This window comes from Micromonospora sp. NRRL B-16802 (genome assembly GCF_001279555.1).
GTDB classification, from domain to species: domain Bacteria; phylum Actinomycetota; class Actinomycetes; order Mycobacteriales; family Micromonosporaceae; genus Micromonospora; species Micromonospora profundi.
The window spans coordinates 427,080-443,646 of the sequence record NZ_LGEB01000001.1 but is presented as its reverse complement, the minus strand read 5'-3'; the positions used below and the strand labels follow the sequence as shown (position 1 = coordinate 443,646).

General features: G+C 70.2%; 20 protein-coding genes. 7 read left to right on the top strand and 13 right to left on the bottom strand.

Annotated features, from left to right (window positions below):
• Positions 1–26: 26 nt before the first annotated feature.
• Positions 27–857, bottom strand: coding sequence for a hypothetical protein (locus tag ADK66_RS02110; RefSeq protein WP_053652027.1), 831 nt, complete (start codon positions 855–857; stop codon positions 27–29).
• Positions 858–1,020: 163 nt separating this feature from the next.
• On the opposite strand from ADK66_RS02110, the gene ADK66_RS02105 reads away from it, so the two are divergent.
• Positions 1,021–1,548, top strand: coding sequence for an SRPBCC family protein (locus ADK66_RS02105; RefSeq protein ID WP_053652025.1), 528 nt, complete (start codon positions 1,021–1,023; stop codon positions 1,546–1,548).
• A gap of 64 nt (positions 1,549–1,612) precedes the next feature.
• Here ADK66_RS02105 and ADK66_RS02100 read toward each other — a convergent pair whose 3' ends face one another.
• Positions 1,613–2,323 (bottom strand): DUF2786 domain-containing protein, encoded by a 711-nt coding sequence (locus ADK66_RS02100; RefSeq protein WP_053652022.1) that lies wholly within the window; start codon positions 2,321–2,323, stop codon positions 1,613–1,615.
• A gap of 126 nt (positions 2,324–2,449) precedes the next feature.
• Between ADK66_RS02100 and ADK66_RS02095 the strand changes: the two genes are divergently transcribed.
• Positions 2,450–2,926: a hypothetical protein gene (locus ADK66_RS02095; RefSeq protein WP_053652020.1), complete on the top strand. Its 477-nt coding sequence runs from the start codon at positions 2,450–2,452 to the stop codon at positions 2,924–2,926.
• 52 nt (positions 2,927–2,978) lie between these two features.
• Here ADK66_RS02095 and ADK66_RS02090 read toward each other — a convergent pair whose 3' ends face one another.
• Entirely contained in the window at positions 2,979–3,368 is a 390-nt protein-coding gene (locus tag ADK66_RS02090) for a hypothetical protein (protein WP_053652019.1), read from the bottom strand.
• Positions 3,369–3,523: 155 nt separating this feature from the next.
• Between ADK66_RS02090 and ADK66_RS02085 the strand changes: the two genes are divergently transcribed.
• The gene (locus tag ADK66_RS02085; protein ID WP_053652017.1) at positions 3,524–4,870 is read left to right on the top strand and encodes an ABC transporter substrate-binding protein; all 1,347 of its coding nucleotides are present in this window, start codon (positions 3,524–3,526) and stop codon (positions 4,868–4,870) included.
• 205 nt (positions 4,871–5,075) lie between these two features.
• Here the strand turns inward: ADK66_RS02085 and ADK66_RS02080 are convergent, their stop codons facing one another.
• Together ADK66_RS02080 and ADK66_RS02075 are read right to left on the bottom strand one after the other, a co-directional pair.
• Positions 5,076–5,819 carry an enoyl-CoA hydratase/isomerase family protein gene (locus tag ADK66_RS02080; protein WP_053652015.1) on the bottom strand — a complete coding sequence of 248 codons (744 nt, stop codon included), beginning with the start codon at positions 5,817–5,819 and terminating at the stop codon, positions 5,076–5,078.
• The gene (locus ADK66_RS02075; protein WP_053652013.1) at positions 5,816–6,673 is read right to left on the bottom strand and encodes a 3-hydroxyacyl-CoA dehydrogenase family protein; all 858 of its coding nucleotides are present in this window, start codon (positions 6,671–6,673) and stop codon (positions 5,816–5,818) included. The genes ADK66_RS02080 and ADK66_RS02075 overlap by 4 nt, the downstream gene beginning before the upstream one ends.
• A gap of 177 nt (positions 6,674–6,850) precedes the next feature.
• On the opposite strand from ADK66_RS02075, the gene ADK66_RS02070 reads away from it, so the two are divergent.
• Positions 6,851–7,153, top strand: a complete 303-nt coding sequence (locus tag ADK66_RS02070) for a hypothetical protein (protein ID WP_053652011.1) — start codon at positions 6,851–6,853, stop codon at positions 7,151–7,153.
• A gap of 72 nt (positions 7,154–7,225) precedes the next feature.
• Here ADK66_RS02070 and ADK66_RS02065 read toward each other — a convergent pair whose 3' ends face one another.
• The gene (locus ADK66_RS02065) at positions 7,226–8,005 is read right to left on the bottom strand and encodes a bifunctional 2-polyprenyl-6-hydroxyphenol methylase/3-demethylubiquinol 3-O-methyltransferase UbiG (RefSeq protein ID WP_053652350.1); all 780 of its coding nucleotides are present in this window, start codon (positions 8,003–8,005) and stop codon (positions 7,226–7,228) included.
• Positions 8,006–8,058: 53 nt separating this feature from the next.
• Between ADK66_RS02065 and ADK66_RS02060 the strand changes: the two genes are divergently transcribed.
• Positions 8,059–8,445 carry a PPOX class F420-dependent oxidoreductase gene (locus ADK66_RS02060; RefSeq protein ID WP_053652009.1) on the top strand — a complete coding sequence of 129 codons (387 nt, stop codon included), beginning with the start codon at positions 8,059–8,061 and terminating at the stop codon, positions 8,443–8,445.
• Between the two features lie 86 nt (positions 8,446–8,531).
• Here the strand turns inward: ADK66_RS02060 and ADK66_RS02055 are convergent, their stop codons facing one another.
• Positions 8,532–8,741, bottom strand: a complete 210-nt coding sequence (locus ADK66_RS02055; RefSeq protein ID WP_007073996.1) for a BldC family transcriptional regulator — start codon at positions 8,739–8,741, stop codon at positions 8,532–8,534.
• A gap of 250 nt (positions 8,742–8,991) precedes the next feature.
• On the bottom strand, positions 8,992–9,831 hold the full coding sequence (locus tag ADK66_RS02050) for a hypothetical protein (RefSeq protein ID WP_053652007.1): 840 nt from the start codon (positions 9,829–9,831) through the stop codon (positions 8,992–8,994).
• 196 nt (positions 9,832–10,027) lie between these two features.
• Between ADK66_RS02050 and ADK66_RS02045 the strand changes: the two genes are divergently transcribed.
• Together ADK66_RS02045 and ADK66_RS30425 are read left to right on the top strand one after the other, a co-directional pair.
• Positions 10,028–11,110: a Glu/Leu/Phe/Val dehydrogenase dimerization domain-containing protein gene (locus ADK66_RS02045; protein ID WP_053652005.1), complete on the top strand. Its 1,083-nt coding sequence runs from the start codon at positions 10,028–10,030 to the stop codon at positions 11,108–11,110.
• A gap of 303 nt (positions 11,111–11,413) precedes the next feature.
• Entirely contained in the window at positions 11,414–11,629 is a 216-nt protein-coding gene (locus ADK66_RS30425; RefSeq protein ID WP_007454329.1) for a DUF3073 domain-containing protein, read from the top strand.
• A gap of 140 nt (positions 11,630–11,769) precedes the next feature.
• On the opposite strand, the gene amcA is transcribed toward ADK66_RS30425, so the two are convergent.
• The 5 genes from amcA to ADK66_RS02015 all read right to left on the bottom strand — a co-directional run bounded on the left by amcA (position 11,770) and on the right by ADK66_RS02015 (position 16,447).
• Positions 11,770–12,006, bottom strand: coding sequence for a multiple cyclophane-containing RiPP AmcA (gene amcA / locus ADK66_RS02035; protein ID WP_053652001.1), 237 nt, complete (start codon positions 12,004–12,006; stop codon positions 11,770–11,772).
• A complete protein-coding gene (gene amcB, locus ADK66_RS02030) occupies positions 11,975–13,078 on the bottom strand; it encodes a cyclophane-forming radical SAM peptide maturase AmcB (RefSeq protein ID WP_304438213.1) in 1,104 nt (367 codons plus the stop codon). Before amcB ends, amcA begins: the two co-directional genes overlap by 32 nt.
• A gap of 126 nt (positions 13,079–13,204) precedes the next feature.
• A complete protein-coding gene (gene purM, locus ADK66_RS02025) occupies positions 13,205–14,356 on the bottom strand; it encodes a phosphoribosylformylglycinamidine cyclo-ligase (protein WP_053651997.1) in 1,152 nt (383 codons plus the stop codon).
• Between the two features lie 60 nt (positions 14,357–14,416).
• The gene (purF, locus tag ADK66_RS02020; RefSeq protein WP_053651995.1) at positions 14,417–15,955 is read right to left on the bottom strand and encodes an amidophosphoribosyltransferase; all 1,539 of its coding nucleotides are present in this window, start codon (positions 15,953–15,955) and stop codon (positions 14,417–14,419) included.
• Between the two features lie 168 nt (positions 15,956–16,123).
• Positions 16,124–16,447 (bottom strand): sterol carrier family protein, encoded by a 324-nt coding sequence (locus ADK66_RS02015; protein ID WP_157552173.1) that lies wholly within the window; start codon positions 16,445–16,447, stop codon positions 16,124–16,126.
• Positions 16,448–16,567: the final 120 nt, after the last annotated feature.

Below are 16,567 nucleotides of genomic sequence, written 5' to 3'. Positions count from 1 at the left end.
TCGCCACTGGGCTGCCGATCTCGTCGCTAATCCCGGCGGTCCGGCGGACGATGCTGTGCCAGGCCGCCCTGGATCGCCTCCCACACGCTGCGCCCGGCCTGCAGCAGTGTCTCGCCCGCCTGCTCGGCGAACTGCGTAGCGCTCTGAGCGGCGGCCTGAGCCCCGCCCGGCCCGCCACCTTGACCGTTGCCACCTTGACCGTTGCCGCCCTGACCGTTGCCGCCCTGACCGTTGCTGCCCTGACCGTTGCTGCCCTGATCCTCGGGCGCCCGGTCGGCAGGGCCTCGGCCCGTCGGCGGGCGCTCGCCCGGACGCGATCCCGCTGGCTCGGTAGCCTCCGCTCGGCCCTGGTCGGGCGTACCGGGCCGATCGGAACCCGGCCGGGCCGGGCGCGCAATGGTTCCGGGCGTTGCTGATCGCCGGCGCAGTTCGTCACGTACCCCGGAGTGCTGTGCCGAGGCGCTGCCCTCGGTGACCCTGACGGTCATCTGTTCGGCACCGCGGCTGAGGTCGTCGATCGCGACGACGGCCGACCGGCCGATGGCTTCGATCACCTGCGGGTTGTTGTCGATCGTGTCGAGCGCCTTGCTCAGCAGCGCCACCAGCTGCTCCAACCGCACGCGCAACTGCGCCTCGGCCTGCACGCCGTCGACGTCAAGCTCGACGCCGCGCAGGTGCACCCGTACGCCGGCGTCGATGTGGAGCAGGTTGGCCAGCCGGGCCCGCAGCGAGAGGTCGGCGTCCAACCCGTCGACTGCCAGTCGCAGCGTGTCGACCGATACCTTCGGAATGTCGAGCAGGACGTCGGGTTCGTCGACGTTCCGGTCCGGCTTCCGCTGCTGCGCGCTCTCGCTCATACTCCCGCTCCACCCCGTACGCCGCCCGGTCGTCCGGGCGTCCGGCGCGGTTACCCGCTTTCCGGCGGGGCATCCCATCAGTGACCGTTCGGCAACGCACTGTCTGGAACAGGGCACTGCGCGAAGCTGCACACCCGGGCATCAGCCGGTATGGTCCGGGCCTATGGGACAGGAGATAACTGATCCGGCCGGCATCCGTCAGGACATGGACCGTTTCTCCTTGCGGTGCAGCCTCCTCGCCCCGGGGCCGCCCGAGCACGCGTTCGCCGTCTTCACCGACGAGCTGAGCGACTGGTGGGTCACCGAATACACCTGGTCCGGCCCGGAGGCGCTCGCCGAGCTGGGCATGGAGCCGCAGGCCGGCGGCATGCTGTACGAGATCGGGCCGCACGGCTTCCGCGCCGACTGGGGACGAGTACTCACCTGGGATCCGCCGCGTCGGCTGGTCTTCAGCTGGCAGATCGGCCCGGACCGGGTGCCGGTGCCGGATCCGGCGCGGGCCAGTGAGGTCGAGGTGCTGTTCCTGGCGGACGGGCCTGAGCGCACCCGGGTCGAGCTGGAGCACCGGCACTTCGACAGGCACGGCGAGGCTGCCGAGGGATACCGCAAGGCGCTCACCGCGGGCTGGCACGAGTTGCTCTCCCGCTACCTCGCCACGGTGGCCCGCCGCCACCCCGCCAGCCCCGCCTGACACAGCCGCCGCGCCTGGCAGCGCGGCGGGTTCAACGGCCGCCGCCCCTGGCAGCGCAGGGGAGTCAATGGCCGCCGAGTTGTCGAGCGGCGGATGAGCGGGTGTTGAGGTCGCGGCCGCCCAGGTTCGCGCGTTGCCCGGCTTCCGCCCCGGAGCCGAAGCCGGTGCCGGCCAGCCGGCGCGGCGGCGCGGTACGCAGTCGCGGGTACTCCTCGGCGAGCCGGCGCTGAACCCGGTCGGAGCGGTCGGCGAGCACCAGCGCCATGGAAGGTGTGCCCGGCTCGCTGGCTGCCGCTCTCTCGGCCGCCCAGAGTCGACCCCCGATCACTTCTGCGAAGCCGGCGAGCCAGGACCGGCGGAAGGCGGCCAGGTGCTCGCCCTCGGGGACCGGCGTGGCCGCCAGCCCGTGCGCGGCTTGGACGAGCAGCGACGTGAAGAGCAGGTCGACCCGTTCCAGGTCGCTGGCGAAGCCGAAAAGGTGCAGCGTGAACCCGTTGCCGCGCGGGCGACGGACACAGCGGCAGCGCAGTGGTTCGGCGACGGCGGCGAGGAGGCCGACCTTGTCGCGGGCGTACGGGGCGACGATGTCCAGCACCCTGTCGCCCACCGGGTCGGTGGTGGGGTCGCGGGCGGCGAGCAGCGCCCGGTCGACCCCGTAGCGGGCGATCAACTCGGTCGCCTTGGCCGTGAACGCGGCCGACTCCGCAGGCGTGCAGGCCGTGTCCTCGGCCTGGGCCAACAGTTTGCGCACCTTGCTGAGCATGGCCTCGGACATGCCCCCAGAGCTATCACACCCGACCGACAGCGACGGGACCACAGGCAGATCAATCGATGAGTATCATCGTCACGATCGGCTCCCCGTCCGCCACGGACGGTCAGTGAATCGTTTCCGGAGGCCCGCATGTCATCCCCGATTGCTCGCCTGCTCGCCGTCGCCACGGCCGCCGCGCTGCTCGCCGTCGGCGCACCCGCCCAGGCCGCCCAGGCCACTCCCGCCGCCCAGGCCACCCAGGTCACCCAGGTCAAACCGGCCGGTCCGGAGGTCTCGGGACCGAACCTCTTCGCCACGCTCGCCACCTGCTACGGCGGGGCGGTCCGGTCGTTCTTCCAGACCGGCGGTTACGGCGGCCAGGCCGGCACCTACCGCACCACGAGCCGGTGCCGCGACATCAACGTGCGCAACGCCAGCGCGTACGGCACGGACGCCTGCGTGATCTTCGTCGACAAGACGGGGAGCTGTAACTACTGGACCTACCTGCCGGCCAACTCCGGCTGGATCACTGTGGCGACGAACGTCCGCGACGGCGTCAACTTCCGGGTCCGCTTCGAGAACCTCCGCTACGAGTACGAGCCACTGGTCGCGTACCACGCGTTCTGAGCGGTTCGGGATGCGCGCGGCGCCCGGGTCCCGACGGGCGCCGCGCGAAGCGTCAGCCGGCGCGGCTGCGCAGGGTGGCGATGGTCGAGCCGGCGAGCGTGAGCAGACAGTCGGAGAGCAGCCCATCGGCTGCGGCCGCGCCGAACAGCGCCTCCCCGGTCGGTACGTCCTGGTTGGCGTACGCGCTCACGAAGCGCGCCACCCAGCGGGCGTCGTAGGCCGCCTGTTCGATTCCGGGGAAGTCCAGCGCGCATCCGGTGGTCGATGGGGCGTCACCGACCATCGTCGCGGCCAGGCACCAGGCGACCCCGTACGCGCCGGGCAGGCCGGCACGGTCGACAACCGCGTCGAATGCCCCCACCACCGCGTCTCCATCGCCAGAGAGTGCCGAGCTGAGCACGGCGGCCGCGTCGTCGAACGTCTGCTGTGGTAGGTCGGTCACGCAGCGCACAGTAGGACCGGAGGTCAAGGCCAGGCATGTTCGTCACTCTGCGTATTCAACCTGGGTGGCCTGCGCATTACGGCACCTCCACGGTCCCGCTGCCAGGCCCGGCACGCTAATGTGCGCAGCGGACCTTCGCCGGAGGAAGGACGACCATGCTCGTATCACGCCGTTCGCGGGTGGCCACACTGGCCGCCTGCGCGACGCTCCTGCTCGCCACAAGCGCTTGCGGGGAAGACAAGGCCGAGGAGGGCAGCGCCCAACAGGTGCGCCTCTATGGCACGGATGGCAACATGCTCAACTCCTACCCAGCGGAGTTGAAGGAACGCGCGGATCTCGTCGATGGGATGAAGGGGACCACGCCGCTCACACCCCTGCCCGACGACTTCAAGAGCCGGCTACGGTCCGTCAATCCGGCGCTGACGGACTTCCTCTACTCGGCGGAGACGTACGACGCTGTGGTGATCGCGGCGCTCGCCGCCCAGCTCGCCGGGAGCACCGACCCGGCGGCCATCGCGAAGCAGATAGTCGGCGTGACGAACAACGGTCAGCGCTGCGAGGACCCGGCCAGTTGCCTGACGCTGGCCCGCGCCGGGCAGGACATCGAGTACCGCAGTGTGTCGCTGACCCGTGCGGGCTTCACCGACAAGGGCGAGCCGGCCACCGCGAGCTACGCCACGCTGACGTTCGACGGCCAGCAGATCAACGACGGTAAGACCGAGTTCGTCGGTGCGGGCGCAGAGTCGGCGGCGAGCACCAAGGCTCCGCCGAAGGCGCGCAAGGCCCGCCCGGGTGGCGCCGACGACGACCAGAAGCCTCTGATCATCGGTGGCCTGCTGCCGAAGACCGGTGACCTGGCGCTGGCGTACCCACCGATGGCCGCTGGCGCCGCTCTGGCGATCAAGGAGATCAACGCTGCCGGTGGTGCGCTGGGCAAGCCGGTGACGTGGATGGACGGCGACGACGGCACCAGCCCGGCGGTGGCCAAGGCGACAGTGGCCAGGCACACGGCGGAAGGCGTGAGCGTCATCATCGGCGCCGGCGCCTCGGGCATCTCCCGCGAGGTACTGCCGGACGTGGTGAAGGCCGGCAAGATCCTCTTCTCGCCGTCCAACACCGACGCCAGCCTGACCGATGTCGAGGACAACGGCCTCTACTTCCGCACCGCCCCGCCGGACAGCCTCCAGGGCCGGGCGCTGGCAGACGTCATCCTCCGCGACGGATCGCAGAAGATCGTCATCGTGGCCCGCAAGGACTCCTACGGCGAGGGCCTTCAGGCCACCGTCCGTGGCGAGCTGGAGAAGGCCGGAATCGCCGGTGACCGGCTCAAACTGCTCACCTACGAGCCGCCGCCGGACCCGGATTCGCCTCCGGTGGACTTCACGAGCGGCGCGAAGGAGATCAAGGAATTCGGCGCAGACGCCGTACTGATCATCGGGTTCGGCGAGTCCGCCCAGGTGATCCGTGCGCTCGCCGACTCCGGGGTGCAGATCCGGCACTGAGCATCGACAGCGGCCCGCGACGGCCGCACCGGCTTCCCGCCGGTGCGGCCGTTTCCGTCTGAGGCGCCGCGCGTGATCGACTCGCTTTCCTGCAAATCGCGGTATCCGAGCGCGTCCGATGCCCCGACTTCAAGGAACCCGAGTCGATCGTGGCCGAGCAGCGCCGCGCGCCGGCAGACGGTGGGCGGTGGGCGTGTTGCCTGCGTCAGCGGGCGCGACGGCGTTGCAGGAACTCGGTCATCCGGCGGTGCTTCTCCTCGTCCTCGAACAGCACCGCCTGGCTGACGAGGTCGAGCTGCGGGTGCGCGGCGGCCGGCGCGTCCACCGCCAGCTTGGTCAGCCGCAACGCCAGCGGCGAGCCCTGGGCCATCTCGTCCAGCAGCCCGTGCGCCACGGTCAACAGCTCACCGGGCTCGTCCACCAGCCGGTTCACCAGGCCGATCCGCAGCGCCTCGGCGGCGTCCACCCGGCGGCCCGTGAACAGCAACTCCTTGGCCCGGGCCTCGCCGATCAGCGCCGGCAGCCGGTGGGTCGCGCCTGCGCCGGCCAGGATGCCCAACCGCACCTCAGGCTGGCCGAAGACCGCCCGCGCCGTGCACACCCGCAGATCGCAGGCGTACGCCAGCTCCGCGCCGCCGCCCAGCGCCGGCCCGTCGACCGCTGCCACACTCGGCATCGGCAGCGCCCTGATCCGGGCGAAGGCCGCCGAGTTGATCGCGGCCAGCGCGTCGGTGCGCCCCCGCTCGCGGAGCTGGCCGATGTCGGCACCGCCGGCGAAGATGCCCTCCGCGCCGCCGGTAAGCAACAGCATCCGGGGACGCGCCTCCAACTCGGCGCAGACCTCGTGCAGTTCGGCGACGAGGTCAGCGTCGATGGCGTTGCGTTTCTCCGGTCGGTCCAGCGTGACCACGAGCCGGTCCGGCAGTTCCTCGATCCGCAGCCCGCTCACCGCTTCACACCGCCGTCCCACGTGTAGAACCCCTGCCCCGACTTCTTGCCCAGCCGTCCGGCGGCCACCATCTCCTCAAGCAGCGGCGGTGGCGCGAAGCGGTCCCCGTACGCGGCCTGGAGGGTCCGTGCGATGTCCAGCCGCACGTCCAGGCCGACCAGGTCGGTGAGTTCCAGCGGCCCGATCGGGTGCCGGTAGCCCAGCACCATCGCCTTGTCGATGTCGGCAGGGCTGGCAACTCCGTCGGCGACCATGCGGATCGCCTCCAGCCCCAGGGTGACCCCGAGTCGGGAGGTGGCGAAGCCGGGCATGTCGCGTACGACGACGGGGTCCTTGCCCAGCCGGCCGGCGAGCGCGACGGCCGCGGCGGTGGTCTCCTCGGCGGTGGCCGGGCCGACCACGATCTCCAGCAGAGCCATCGCCCAGACCGGGTTGAAGAAGTGCAGGCCGAGGAAGCGCTCCGGCGCGTCCAGCCCGGCGGCCAGCTCACCGATGGCGATGCTTGAGGTGTTGCTGCCCAGCAGGGCCGGGGTCAGGGCGGCGGCGTCGCGCAGCACGGCCCTCTTCAGGTCCAGCCGCTCCGGTACGGCCTCCACGATCACCGCCGGGGCGGGTTCGACCTCGGCGAGCGTCGGGCGCAGCGTCACCCGCTGCCGGTTGGCGGCGGCCTCGTCGGCGGTCAGCTTGCCGCGCTGCACCGCCCGCTCCCACAGGTCGGCGAGCCGGTTCAGCGCGGTCGCGCCCCGCTCCGGGTCCACCTCCACCAACTCCACGGCGTGTCCGGACCCGGCCGCCACGTACGCGATGCCGAGCCCCATCGTGCCCGCACCGACGACCACGAAACGATCGTTCATCACGCCTCCCTGTCCGGCCCGGTGGCGCGCGGGGTCCCCGCCGCGCCGACCCGGGTGCTCCGTCGGATCCGCTCGCTCATGGTGCGACCCTAAACAGCACGACGGCCCGGCCCATGCGTGGGGGAGCGCGGGATCGGGTACGTACGGCCTGTCAACTCAAGGGAAGGACCAGTCGACATGAGCCAGGCACCGGAGAGCGTCACCGACCCGGGCAGCACCGACTCGGAGGTCGTGGAGACGCGGGGCGACGAACGGGTCGACCTGTTGCGCGCTGACACCAACAACGACGGTCGTACCGACGTGTGGGTGGTCGACACCGACGGCGACGGCAAGGCCGATCTGTTCCAGTTCGACACCGACGGTGACGGCAAGGTGGACATCACCATGGTGGACATCGACGAGGACGGCACCCCCGACGAGGTGGTCGACGGCGACGGTGGCATGCCGCCCGAGCAGCTTCCCCCGACCGTCCAGGTTTGAGGTGTAAGGAAGGGCCCCTTGTTAACGCCTGGCGTTAACAAGGGGCCCTTCCTTACACACACAAGGTTCAGCTCATTCGGCGAGACGCAGCGTGGCCAGGTAGTAGGGGGCGTCGCGGTCGTCCACATCGGTCAGCCGCCAGGCGCTGCCGTGCACCAGGTCGGCGAACTCGTCAGGCGAGCAGACCAGGTAGTCGAACCATTCCGTGCCCAGCTCCCGGTAGCGCAGTCGCAGCCGCAGCTGGCCGCCGAGCCTGCCCCGACTGCGGTTGCGCTCGTGGTAGCCGGTGTGCAGCGGATCGCGTGTGCCGTACGGGTTGGTGCCGTGCGCGATGATCTGCGCCCCGGGTCGGGCCAGCGCGGCGAGCGCGGCCAGGAAGCCAGGTGCCCGCTGCCGCCCCTCGAACAGCCCGAGGTTGTTGCCGAGCAGCAGGAACGTGTCGTACCGCTGGCCGTCGGCGACGTGAGTGTCCACGGTGCCGTGCACCAACCTCCGTACGCCCCGACGTCGACTCACCGCCAGCGCGCCCGCCGAAGTGTCCAGCCCGGTCACCGGTACGCCGCGCTCCTGGAGCAGCAGCGCGATCCGGCCGGCGCCGGTGCCGACGTCGAGAGTCTCGCCCCGCGCCCGGTCCACGGCCCGGTGGTCGTAGGGCTGCCAGTCGGCCGGCCCGTCCAAATAGTGTGCGGCGGGAGCGCCGTTGATCAGCCCGTCGTCCCGCTCGATGATCTCGATGACCGGTCGGGGCAGTCGACCACCGGCCATCGGCCGGGGTCCCACCCCGGTGGCTACGGCGAGCGCGTCCCGCAGCAGCTCGCCGAACACGTCTCCGATGAGAGGCTCGCCAGTCACAATGTTCACGCTATCTGGCCACTCAGTGGCCGTGTCCGCCGTATCCTTGCGGCGTGACGATGCTGGACCGGCTGGCGGCCGAGAAATACATCCTGCTCACGACCTTCCGCAAGGACGGCCGAGCGGTGCCGACGCCGGTCTGGGCGGTCCGGGACGGCGACACGCTGGCGGTCTGGACCCGGGCCGACTCGGGCAAGGTCAAGCGCATTCGCCGCAACGGCGAGGTGACAGTGGCGCCATGTGACGTGCGGGGTCGACCGCACGGCGCGGAGGTGCCCGCGCACGCGACGATCGACGGCGGCGACATCGGCCGGATCCGTGACCTGCTCAAGCACAAGTATCGGCTGCTCGGCAGGCTGAGTCTGCTCGGCAGCCGGCTGCGCCGGGGCGAGGGCGGCACTGTCGGCATCCGCGTGACGCTGGCCGAGGCGCACCACTGACACCGGGCCGTCGACGACCGACAGCGGGCATGGAAAGGGGCGGCGGATCGAGATCCACCGCCCCTTTCCGGAAAAGCTGATGCTGCTCAGTCGCCCTGCCGCTGCTGCGGGATCTGACCCTGCAGCAGCGCCCTGACCTCCGACTCGCGGTATCGACGGTGGCCACCCAGAGTGCGGATGGCGCTGAGCTTGCCCGCCTTGGCCCACCGGGTCACCGTCTTCGGGTCGACCCGGAACATCGACGCCACCTCGGCCGGTGTGAGTAGCGGCTCTGGTTCGTGCGTTCGCGATGCCATCGGTCACTCCTCCACATGTATAGACATCGGCCGGGGTCCCGCCGGCCGACGCGTCTCCCATGGTCCGGCTAGTCCCCGATGTCCGACATGGGCCGAACGGATGAAGGTCCCTAGACGGACGGATGAACCATGCCCGATTTTTACGACTTTTACATGGCAGAAAGTACCTTATTCGGACTCATGATCACGGTTCGTGATGCGTCAACTACGAGCACTGCTCAACTTGAGAGCGCTTCTCGGGCTATTTGCCCTAGTTACACCGCTCCAGCAGCTGCACCGCACGCCACCGGGCCACGAGCTTGTCGTACGCGGCGGACGCCTCGTCGGCCTCGCCCCGCGACAGCCCGGCAAGGCCGCTGGCGACCAACTCGGGAGAGTCGTCGGCGGTGAGGGTCTCGTCGGAGAGCAGGTCGACAAGGCCGCCGTAGTCCAGCTCCACCACCGAACGCGGATGGAACTCCTCCAGCCAGCGGGCCGCCTCCTCCACCGCATCGGTGATCGGCGCCTCGCCCACCGACTTGCGCAACACCGACAGCGCCCGCGACGACCGCCGGCGGGCCTTGGAGATCTCGGTGCGGTAGCGCATCGCACGCCGGCCCACCTCGGTGACCAGGTCCCGCTCCGCCGGATCGAAGAGCACGAACCACCGCAGCGGTACGCCCCAGGTGGCGATCTGCTCGTGCACCCGCGGCACCCCGTGCTCCAACACCCGGGCGCCACTGCGCCAGTCGTCCACCACGGCCCTGGCCTGCCCGGCGAGCACCGGCGGCACGAAGGCGTCGGCGAGCACCGAGGGCACCCCGTCCCGGGCGCTGAGCGCCGCCTCAGCGACACGGATCCGCAGGTTCCAGGGGCAGACCAGCAGGCCGTCGTCCGTCTCCAGGACGTACGCCTCCTCGGGCAGGTCCGGTAGCCGCGTCCAGCCCGCGCCCAACGCTTCGATCACCGCAGTCCGTTGCCGGCCGGGCCCCTCCATGGGTGCGACCGCACGCCCTTCCGAGACGTAGCGACGCCAGTAGCTCTGCCGGTCACGGTCGAATGCGGTCAGCGGCTCGTACACGCGCAGGTAAGAAGCGAAGAGCGACGGCACCGCGCGATCCTCCCACGAACCGCACCCGTACGCGGTCAGAGGCCGGACCCACGCGCGCCGCAACGTGGGACGACAGCGGCGCGTCGGGCACCTGCGCGGCCGCCGATACTAGGCTCGGACCCACCGGCAGCATCCCCGCCGGGGGTCCCACCAGGTCCGCACCCCACAAGGGCGCACACCATCTCAGGAGCCAGCCATGGGCGTATTCGCGAGCACCGACGACCCCGGATTGACCGGACACGAACAGGTCGTGTTCTGCCAGGACAAGCAGAGCGGCCTGAAGGCGATCATCGGGATCTACTCCACCGCATTGGGGCCGGCCCTCGGCGGCACCCGCTTCTACCCGTACGCGAGCGAGGAAGACGCGCTCGCCGACGTGCTCGACCTGTCCCGCGGCATGGCGTACAAGAACGCGCTCGCCGGGCTGGATCTGGGCGGTGGCAAGGCGGTGATCTGGGGCGACCCGGAGCAGGTCAAGAGCGAGGCGCTGCTGCGCGCGTACGGCCGCTTCGTGGAGTCGCTCGCCGGCCGCTACTACACCGCGTGCGACGTGGGCACCTACGTGGCGGACATGGACGTGATCGCCCGGGAGACCCGGTACGTGACAGGCCGCAGCGTCGAGCACGGTGGCGCGGGCGACTCCTCGATCCTCACCTCCTGGGGCGTCTTCCAGGGCATGCGGGCCGCCGCCGAGCACGTCTGGGGCACGCCCAGCCTGCGCGGCCGGCGAGTCGGCGTGGCGGGCCTGGGCAAGGTCGGCAGGTACCTGACCGGGCATCTGCTGGAGGACGGCGCCGAGGTGGTCGCCACCGACGTCAACCCGAAGGCGCTGGCCTGGGCGCGCACCAACCACCCGCAGATCACTCTTGTGGACGACGCCTCCGCGCTCGTCGCCGCGGACATCGACGTGTACGCGCCGTGCGCGCTGGGCGGCGCTCTGAACGACGACACCGTGCCGGTACTGCGCGCCAAGGTGGTGACGGGGGCGGCGAACAACCAGCTCGCCCACCCAGGCATCGAGAAGCTGCTGGCCGACCGGGGCATCCTGTACACCCCTGACTACGTGGTCAACGCCGGCGGCGTGATCCAGGTGGCCGACGAGATCGACGGTTTCAACTTCGACCGGGCGAAGCTCCGGGCAACCCGGATCTACGACACCACCCGGGAGATCCTGCACCTGGCGGACGCCGACGGCGTACCGCCCGCGGTCGCGGCGGACCGGCTGGCCGAGCGGCGGATGGCCGAGGTCGGCCGCCTGCGCACGATCCACCTGCGCTGAGCGTTTCACCGGAGGCGGATCGACCGGGATCCGCCTCCGGGCCTCAAAGGTCGGTAGTGCTCGGTACGCTGAAGCCAAGTCAGGTTTGTCACGCTTTGACTGGTGTCACGGGCGCTCTCCGCTTCGCTCCTTACCGGGTACACTGGGTGACGGCCGGATCAACGCGACGCGCAGAGCCGGCTGACGGTAACCCGAGGTGCCGAACGATGGCATCCCCATGTACCGTAAGACCTACGAGAGATGCCTGACGTCATCGGGGCCCGCCTTCGGGCTGCCCCGCATTCTGTGCGAGGGGGTCGAGCCATGGGGCGCGGCCGTGCTAAGGCCAAGCAGACAAAGGTGGCCCGGGAGTTGAAGTACCACTCCCCGAACACCGACCTCACCGCCTTGCAGCGCGAACTGGCGGGTGCTGGTAAGTCTGAGCACCACTTCGACGACGACTCTAAAGAGTTCGTCGACGACGATGATGAGAATCATGCTGACGACGACCCGGATCCCTGGGTACGTCCGACCCGCTGACCTCTCGACGCAGCTGAGCACGCGGTAAGCCCCGCGTGCTCACGCATGTGCCCGTCGGGAAGACACCGGTGCAGACGATCAGGGGCCTGCCCCAGCCGGAGAACACCTACCGGCCGACAGGCCCCTGATCGCGGTCGACCTCAGCGCGGGCGGTTGTTCCAGTTGTAGAAGGTCGGGATGTTCTCGAAGTGGTTCCAGGCGCAGACCGCGCTGGCGCCGTCCCCGCCCGACACCTCCGCCCGCAGCCGCCGTGCGTCCGCCGCCTCCTGGAGCAGAGCGACAAGCCCGGGGGCGGCCTCCCGCACCCGCTCGGTGACGCTGTCCGGAATGGCATCCGATTCGTGCTCAGGCCGCCGGTGACTGGTGGTCTCGGGCATGCTCCAACACTCCCTCCAATAGGCGGATCTTGCTGTTGCGGCAGTGCTCGGTCTCCGTACCGTCGAAACGCCCCAGCTCGAAGTAACGGTTGGCCGCATGACCACCGCCACAGAAGCCGAAGTACGGGCAGGCCGTCCTGCACGCCTCCACCCCGGTCAGGAACTCGCCCACCCACGGCGTGGACGCCGCGTCGACGAGGATCTGCGCCAGTGGTGTGGCCAGGACGTTCCCACTGCTGAAGTCGCCGTAGCGGGCGTCGGTGAAGCCCGCCAGCTCCGGCGAGAGCACCGTCACCGAGCCGTCGTGCCCGATGGTCGGGATCGGATCCAGCCGCCGCGGCAGCACGGCGTCCGCCGCGTCATCGAGCACCGCCGCCGTGTACCGCAGCGACCACTCGACCTCCCGCAGGTGGATCCGGGGCTCCCGGCGCCAGGCCGACACCAACTCGGCCCAGAACGCGGTGACCGCCCTCGGGTCGTGACTGTTGTCGCGGGTGTTGACGCCCTCGGTCTCCTCGATGTTGATGCCGAGCACGTCACAGCCCAACCCGAGGAAATAGTCGTACAACTCGGCGGCGAGCCCGGGCACGGGCCGTGACACCACTGCCAGCGCCGAGAACGGCAGGCCGTGCCGACGCAGCGCCGCCACACCCCGCAGGATCCGGTCGTACGCCGGCTGCCCACCCCTGTTGACCCGGTCGCCGTTGCGCTCCCGGGGCCCGTCCACGCTCACGCTCACGCGCATCTCGTGCCGGGCGAAGAAGTCGCACCACTCGTCGTCGATGAGCGTGGCGTTCGTCTGCACATGATGCTCGACCTCGGGACCGAACGGCGCCATCAGGTCGGCGAGGTGCTCCCGACCCGCAGCCAACGGCTCACCGCCGTGCCACACCACCGAGAACCGACCGGAGGTCGCCCACGGGTTGACCGCCGCCGCCACCGCCTCGGCCACCGGCACCGACATCCGCTGGTCCGCAGCCCGAAACGGCAGATAGCAGTACGCGCAGTCCAGGTTGCAGAGGGTCGTGGGCTGCATCACGACGTACGACGGGACGACGGCCAAGCCGCGCATACCGCTGAACGCCTGTTCCCGAGCAGCCATCGCCCTCCTCCGCCGAGCCTGAGCCCTTCAGGCTAGGCGGCATGGGCCACTCGGGTGAAGCCCCCATCAGGTGCCCGTACGATAACCAGAGCGTGATCAACCGCGGGTGTGCTGGCCAACCATCTGCACGTTGCCCGTGCCCTCGATGATCTCGCCAGCCTGCCACGCCTCGACACCACGGCCGGTGAGCGTGGCGAGCGCCCGGTCGGCGTCCTCCGCCGAGACGATCGCGAACATGCCGACACCCATGTTGAAGGTCGACTCCATGTCCTGGTCGTCGATCCGCCCCTTCGACTGGATCAGGTCGAAGACCGGCTGCGGCTTCCAGGTGGACCGGTTGACCACAGCGTCGACGTGCTCCGGCAGCACCCGGACCAGGTTGCCGGGGATGCCGCCGCCGGTGACGTGGGCGAGGACCCGCACCTCGGCCTCGGCGATCAGCTTCAGGCAGTCCTTCGCGTAGATCTTGGTCGGGGTGAGCAACTCCTCACCCAGGGTCCGCTGCCGACCGAAGTCGTCGATCACGATGTCCAGCCGCATCCGGGCCGCGCCGAGCAGCACGTGCCGGACCAGGGAGTAGCCGTTGGAGTGCAGGCCGGAGGAGCGCATCGCGATGACCACATCGCCCACCTCGACCCGGTCCGGGCTGAGGATGTCGCTCTCCTCCACCACGCCCACACCGGTCGCGGAGATGTCGTACTCGTCCGGGCGCAGCACACCGGGGTGCTCGGCGGTCTCGCCGCCCAGCAGCGCGCAGCCCGCGTACCGGCAGCCGTCGGCGATACCCGCGCCGATGTCGGCCACCTTGTCCGGGACGACCTCGCCGGTGGCGATGTAGTCGAGCAGGAACAGCGGCTCGGCCCCACAGGCCACCAGGTCGTCGACGACCATCGCCACGAGGTCGATGCCCACCGTGTCGTGGATGTCCATCTGCTGGGCGATCACCAGCTTGGTGCCCACACCGTCGGTGGAGGACGCCAGGATCGGGTTCTTGTACTTCGTCGTGTCCAGCCGGAACAGCCCGGCGAAGCCGCCGAGGTCGCCCAGCACCTCGGGGCGGCGGGTCTGCCGCACCTTCGACTTCAGCAACTCCACGGCGCGGTCACCCGCGTCGATGGAGACCCCGGCATCGGCGTACGAGACTGAACGCTTCCGACCTTGACGGCCAGCGCCAGCCGTCCAGGGCTGACGGTCGCCGCCGCCGGTCGGGCTGCTTCCTGCGCCGCTGCGCTCGGACACGTGCGTCACGGTTCTCCCCTTTGGTTCTCGGTGCCGCGCCGGCGGTGGCCGGGCCGCGCCGGTTTGGTGCTACGGGCGGTTTGCGGTCACGCCACCCGGGGTGGCGACGAACGAGCCGTTGGTGTGCGGTGCCTCCGGCGCGGAGTTGGCGACCCGTCGGCCCACACCTTCGAGCACGTGCTTGCCGATCAGGTTGCCGGCCGGCAGCTCGATCGGGTACTCCCCATCGAAACATGCCCGACACAGTCGAGTCTTCGGCTGCTCGGTCGCGGCGATCAGGCCAGGAAGCGAAACGTAGCCCAGCGTGTCGGCGCCGATGGAACGCCGGATGCCGTCGTTGTCCAACCCGTTGGCCAGCAGCTCCGCCCGGGTGGCGAAGTCGATGCCGTAGAAACACGGCCAGCTGACCGGCGGAGACGAGATCCGGACGTGCACCTCGAGCGCCCCCGCCTCGCGCAGCATCCGCACGATGGCGCGCTGCGTGTTGCCGCGGACGATCGAGTCGTCCACCACCACGAGCCGCTTACCTCGGACGTTCTGCCGCAACGGGTTGAGCTTGAGCCGGATGCCGAGCTGACGCAGGGTCTGCGACGGCTGGATGAACGTACGGCCCACATACGGGTTCTTCATGAGGCCCGCGCCGTAGGTGATGCCGGACGCCTCGGCGTAACCGATCGCGGCAGGCGTGCCCGACTCGGGCACCGGGATCACCAGGTCGGCCTCGACCGGGTGCTCCTTGGCCAACTGCCGGCCGATCTGCACCCGCGCCGCGTGCACGTTGCGCCCGGCGATCGTGGCGTCCGGGCGGGCGATGTAGACGTACTCGAAGAGGCAGCCCTTCGGCTCCGGCGACGCGAACCGGGTGGAGCGCAGCCCCTCCTCGTCGATCGCGATCAGCTCGCCGGGCTCGACCTCGCGCACCACGCTGGCGCCGACGATGTCCAGGGCGGCGGTCTCGCTGGCGACCACCCAGCCGCGCTCCAGCCGACCGAGAACCAGCGGACGTACGCCGTGCGCGTCGCGGGCCGCATAGAGCGTCGACTCGTCCATGAAGACGAAGCTGAACGCCCCGCGCAGCTGCGGCAGCACCTCCATCGCGGCCGCCTCGACCGACAGGTCCGGGCGGCTGGCCAGCAGCATCGTCACCAGCGACGTGTCGTTCGTCGAACCGTCCGCGACAAGGCCGCGCTCGGCGACCTCCTTCTCCAGCTCGGCGGTGTTGACCAGGTTGCCGTTGTGCGCCAACGCGATGGTCGTGCCGGAACTGGTCGACCGGATGGTCGGCTGGGCGTTCTCCCAGTTGGAGGCGCCGGTCGTCGAGTATCGAGCGTGCCCGATCGCCAAGTGGCCGCGCAGGCTGGCGAGGGTGGGCTCGTCGAAGACCTGGGCCACCAGACCCAGATCCTTGTAGACCACGACGCCGGAACCGTCGCTCACCGCGATGCCCGCAGCCTCCTGGCCGCGGTGTTGCAGGGCATAGAGGCCGAAGTAGGTCAGATTGGCGACCTCTTCGCCGGGGGCCCAGACGCCGAAGACGCCACAGGCATCCTGGGGGCCAGGTCGTTGGGGATCAAGGTCGTGGCTCAGCCGGCCGTCGCCTCGGGGCACTACCGCTCCCTCATGCTGGTCTGGATCGGCCTGGTGGAGATCACGGGACGGATCCACACTTCTCGGCCGGGACCACTGTCGTCGCCTGACAGTGTACGCGAATCAGTGTCTATACAGATAGTCACGATTTCCCTGCACAGCGTCACCCTCATCCGGGCATTCAGGCAGCTAGAGGGGCAGATACGCCGAGAGGTCCGCCCGGATCCCGCTCACCTGCACACGACCGGCGGCGACCGCCTCGTCCCACCCGACCCGGCCGCTGGCCAACTCCAACCAGGTCAGCGGGGACATCTCGACCACGTTCGGCGGGTTTCCCCTGGTGTGTCGAGGACCAGGAACACACTGGATCGCACCGTATGGTGGAACCCGCACCTCCACCGATCGGCCGGGGGCGCGCTCCGCGAGGACGGCCAACAACGACCGGACCGCCTCCCGGAACACCGGCCGTTCGGGCGTACGCCCCTCGTCAAGCGCCGACAAAGCCGCTGCTATGGCGGCGGATTTACTGTGCGGAGAGGACACGACGGGACGATACGACCCGTAGCCGGAGCACCCGACGCTGGCCCTGGGTCGCGCCGATCCACTCAGACAAGGCATAGTGGCCGACGGCGT

Bases quoted from the DNA above. Each gene is read 5' to 3' on its own strand.
- ADK66_RS02110 (WP_053652027.1), bottom strand. From the start codon at position 857: ATGAGCGAGAGCGCGCAGCAGCGGAAGCCGGACCGGAACGTCGACGAA.
- ADK66_RS02105 (WP_053652025.1), top strand. From the start codon at position 1,021: ATGGGACAGGAGATAACTGATCCGGCCGGCATCCGTCAGGACATGGAC.
- ADK66_RS02100 (WP_053652022.1), bottom strand. From the start codon at position 2,323: ATGTCCGAGGCCATGCTCAGCAAGGTGCGCAAACTGTTGGCCCAGGCC.
- ADK66_RS02095 (WP_053652020.1), top strand. From the start codon at position 2,450: ATGTCATCCCCGATTGCTCGCCTGCTCGCCGTCGCCACGGCCGCCGCG.
- ADK66_RS02085 (WP_053652017.1), top strand. From the start codon at position 3,524: ATGCTCGTATCACGCCGTTCGCGGGTGGCCACACTGGCCGCCTGCGCG.
- ADK66_RS02075 (WP_053652013.1), bottom strand. From the start codon at position 6,673: ATGAACGATCGTTTCGTGGTCGTCGGTGCGGGCACGATGGGGCTCGGC.
- ADK66_RS02070 (WP_053652011.1), top strand. From the start codon at position 6,851: ATGAGCCAGGCACCGGAGAGCGTCACCGACCCGGGCAGCACCGACTCG.
- ADK66_RS02055 (WP_007073996.1), bottom strand. From the start codon at position 8,741: ATGGCATCGCGAACGCACGAACCAGAGCCGCTACTCACACCGGCCGAG.
- ADK66_RS02045 (WP_053652005.1), top strand. From the start codon at position 10,028: ATGGGCGTATTCGCGAGCACCGACGACCCCGGATTGACCGGACACGAA.
- ADK66_RS30425 (WP_007454329.1), top strand. From the start codon at position 11,414: ATGGGGCGCGGCCGTGCTAAGGCCAAGCAGACAAAGGTGGCCCGGGAG.
- amcA (WP_053652001.1), bottom strand. From the start codon at position 12,006: ATGCCCGAGACCACCAGTCACCGGCGGCCTGAGCACGAATCGGATGCC.
- amcB (WP_304438213.1), bottom strand. From the start codon at position 13,078: ATGCGCGGCTTGGCCGTCGTCCCGTCGTACGTCGTGATGCAGCCCACG.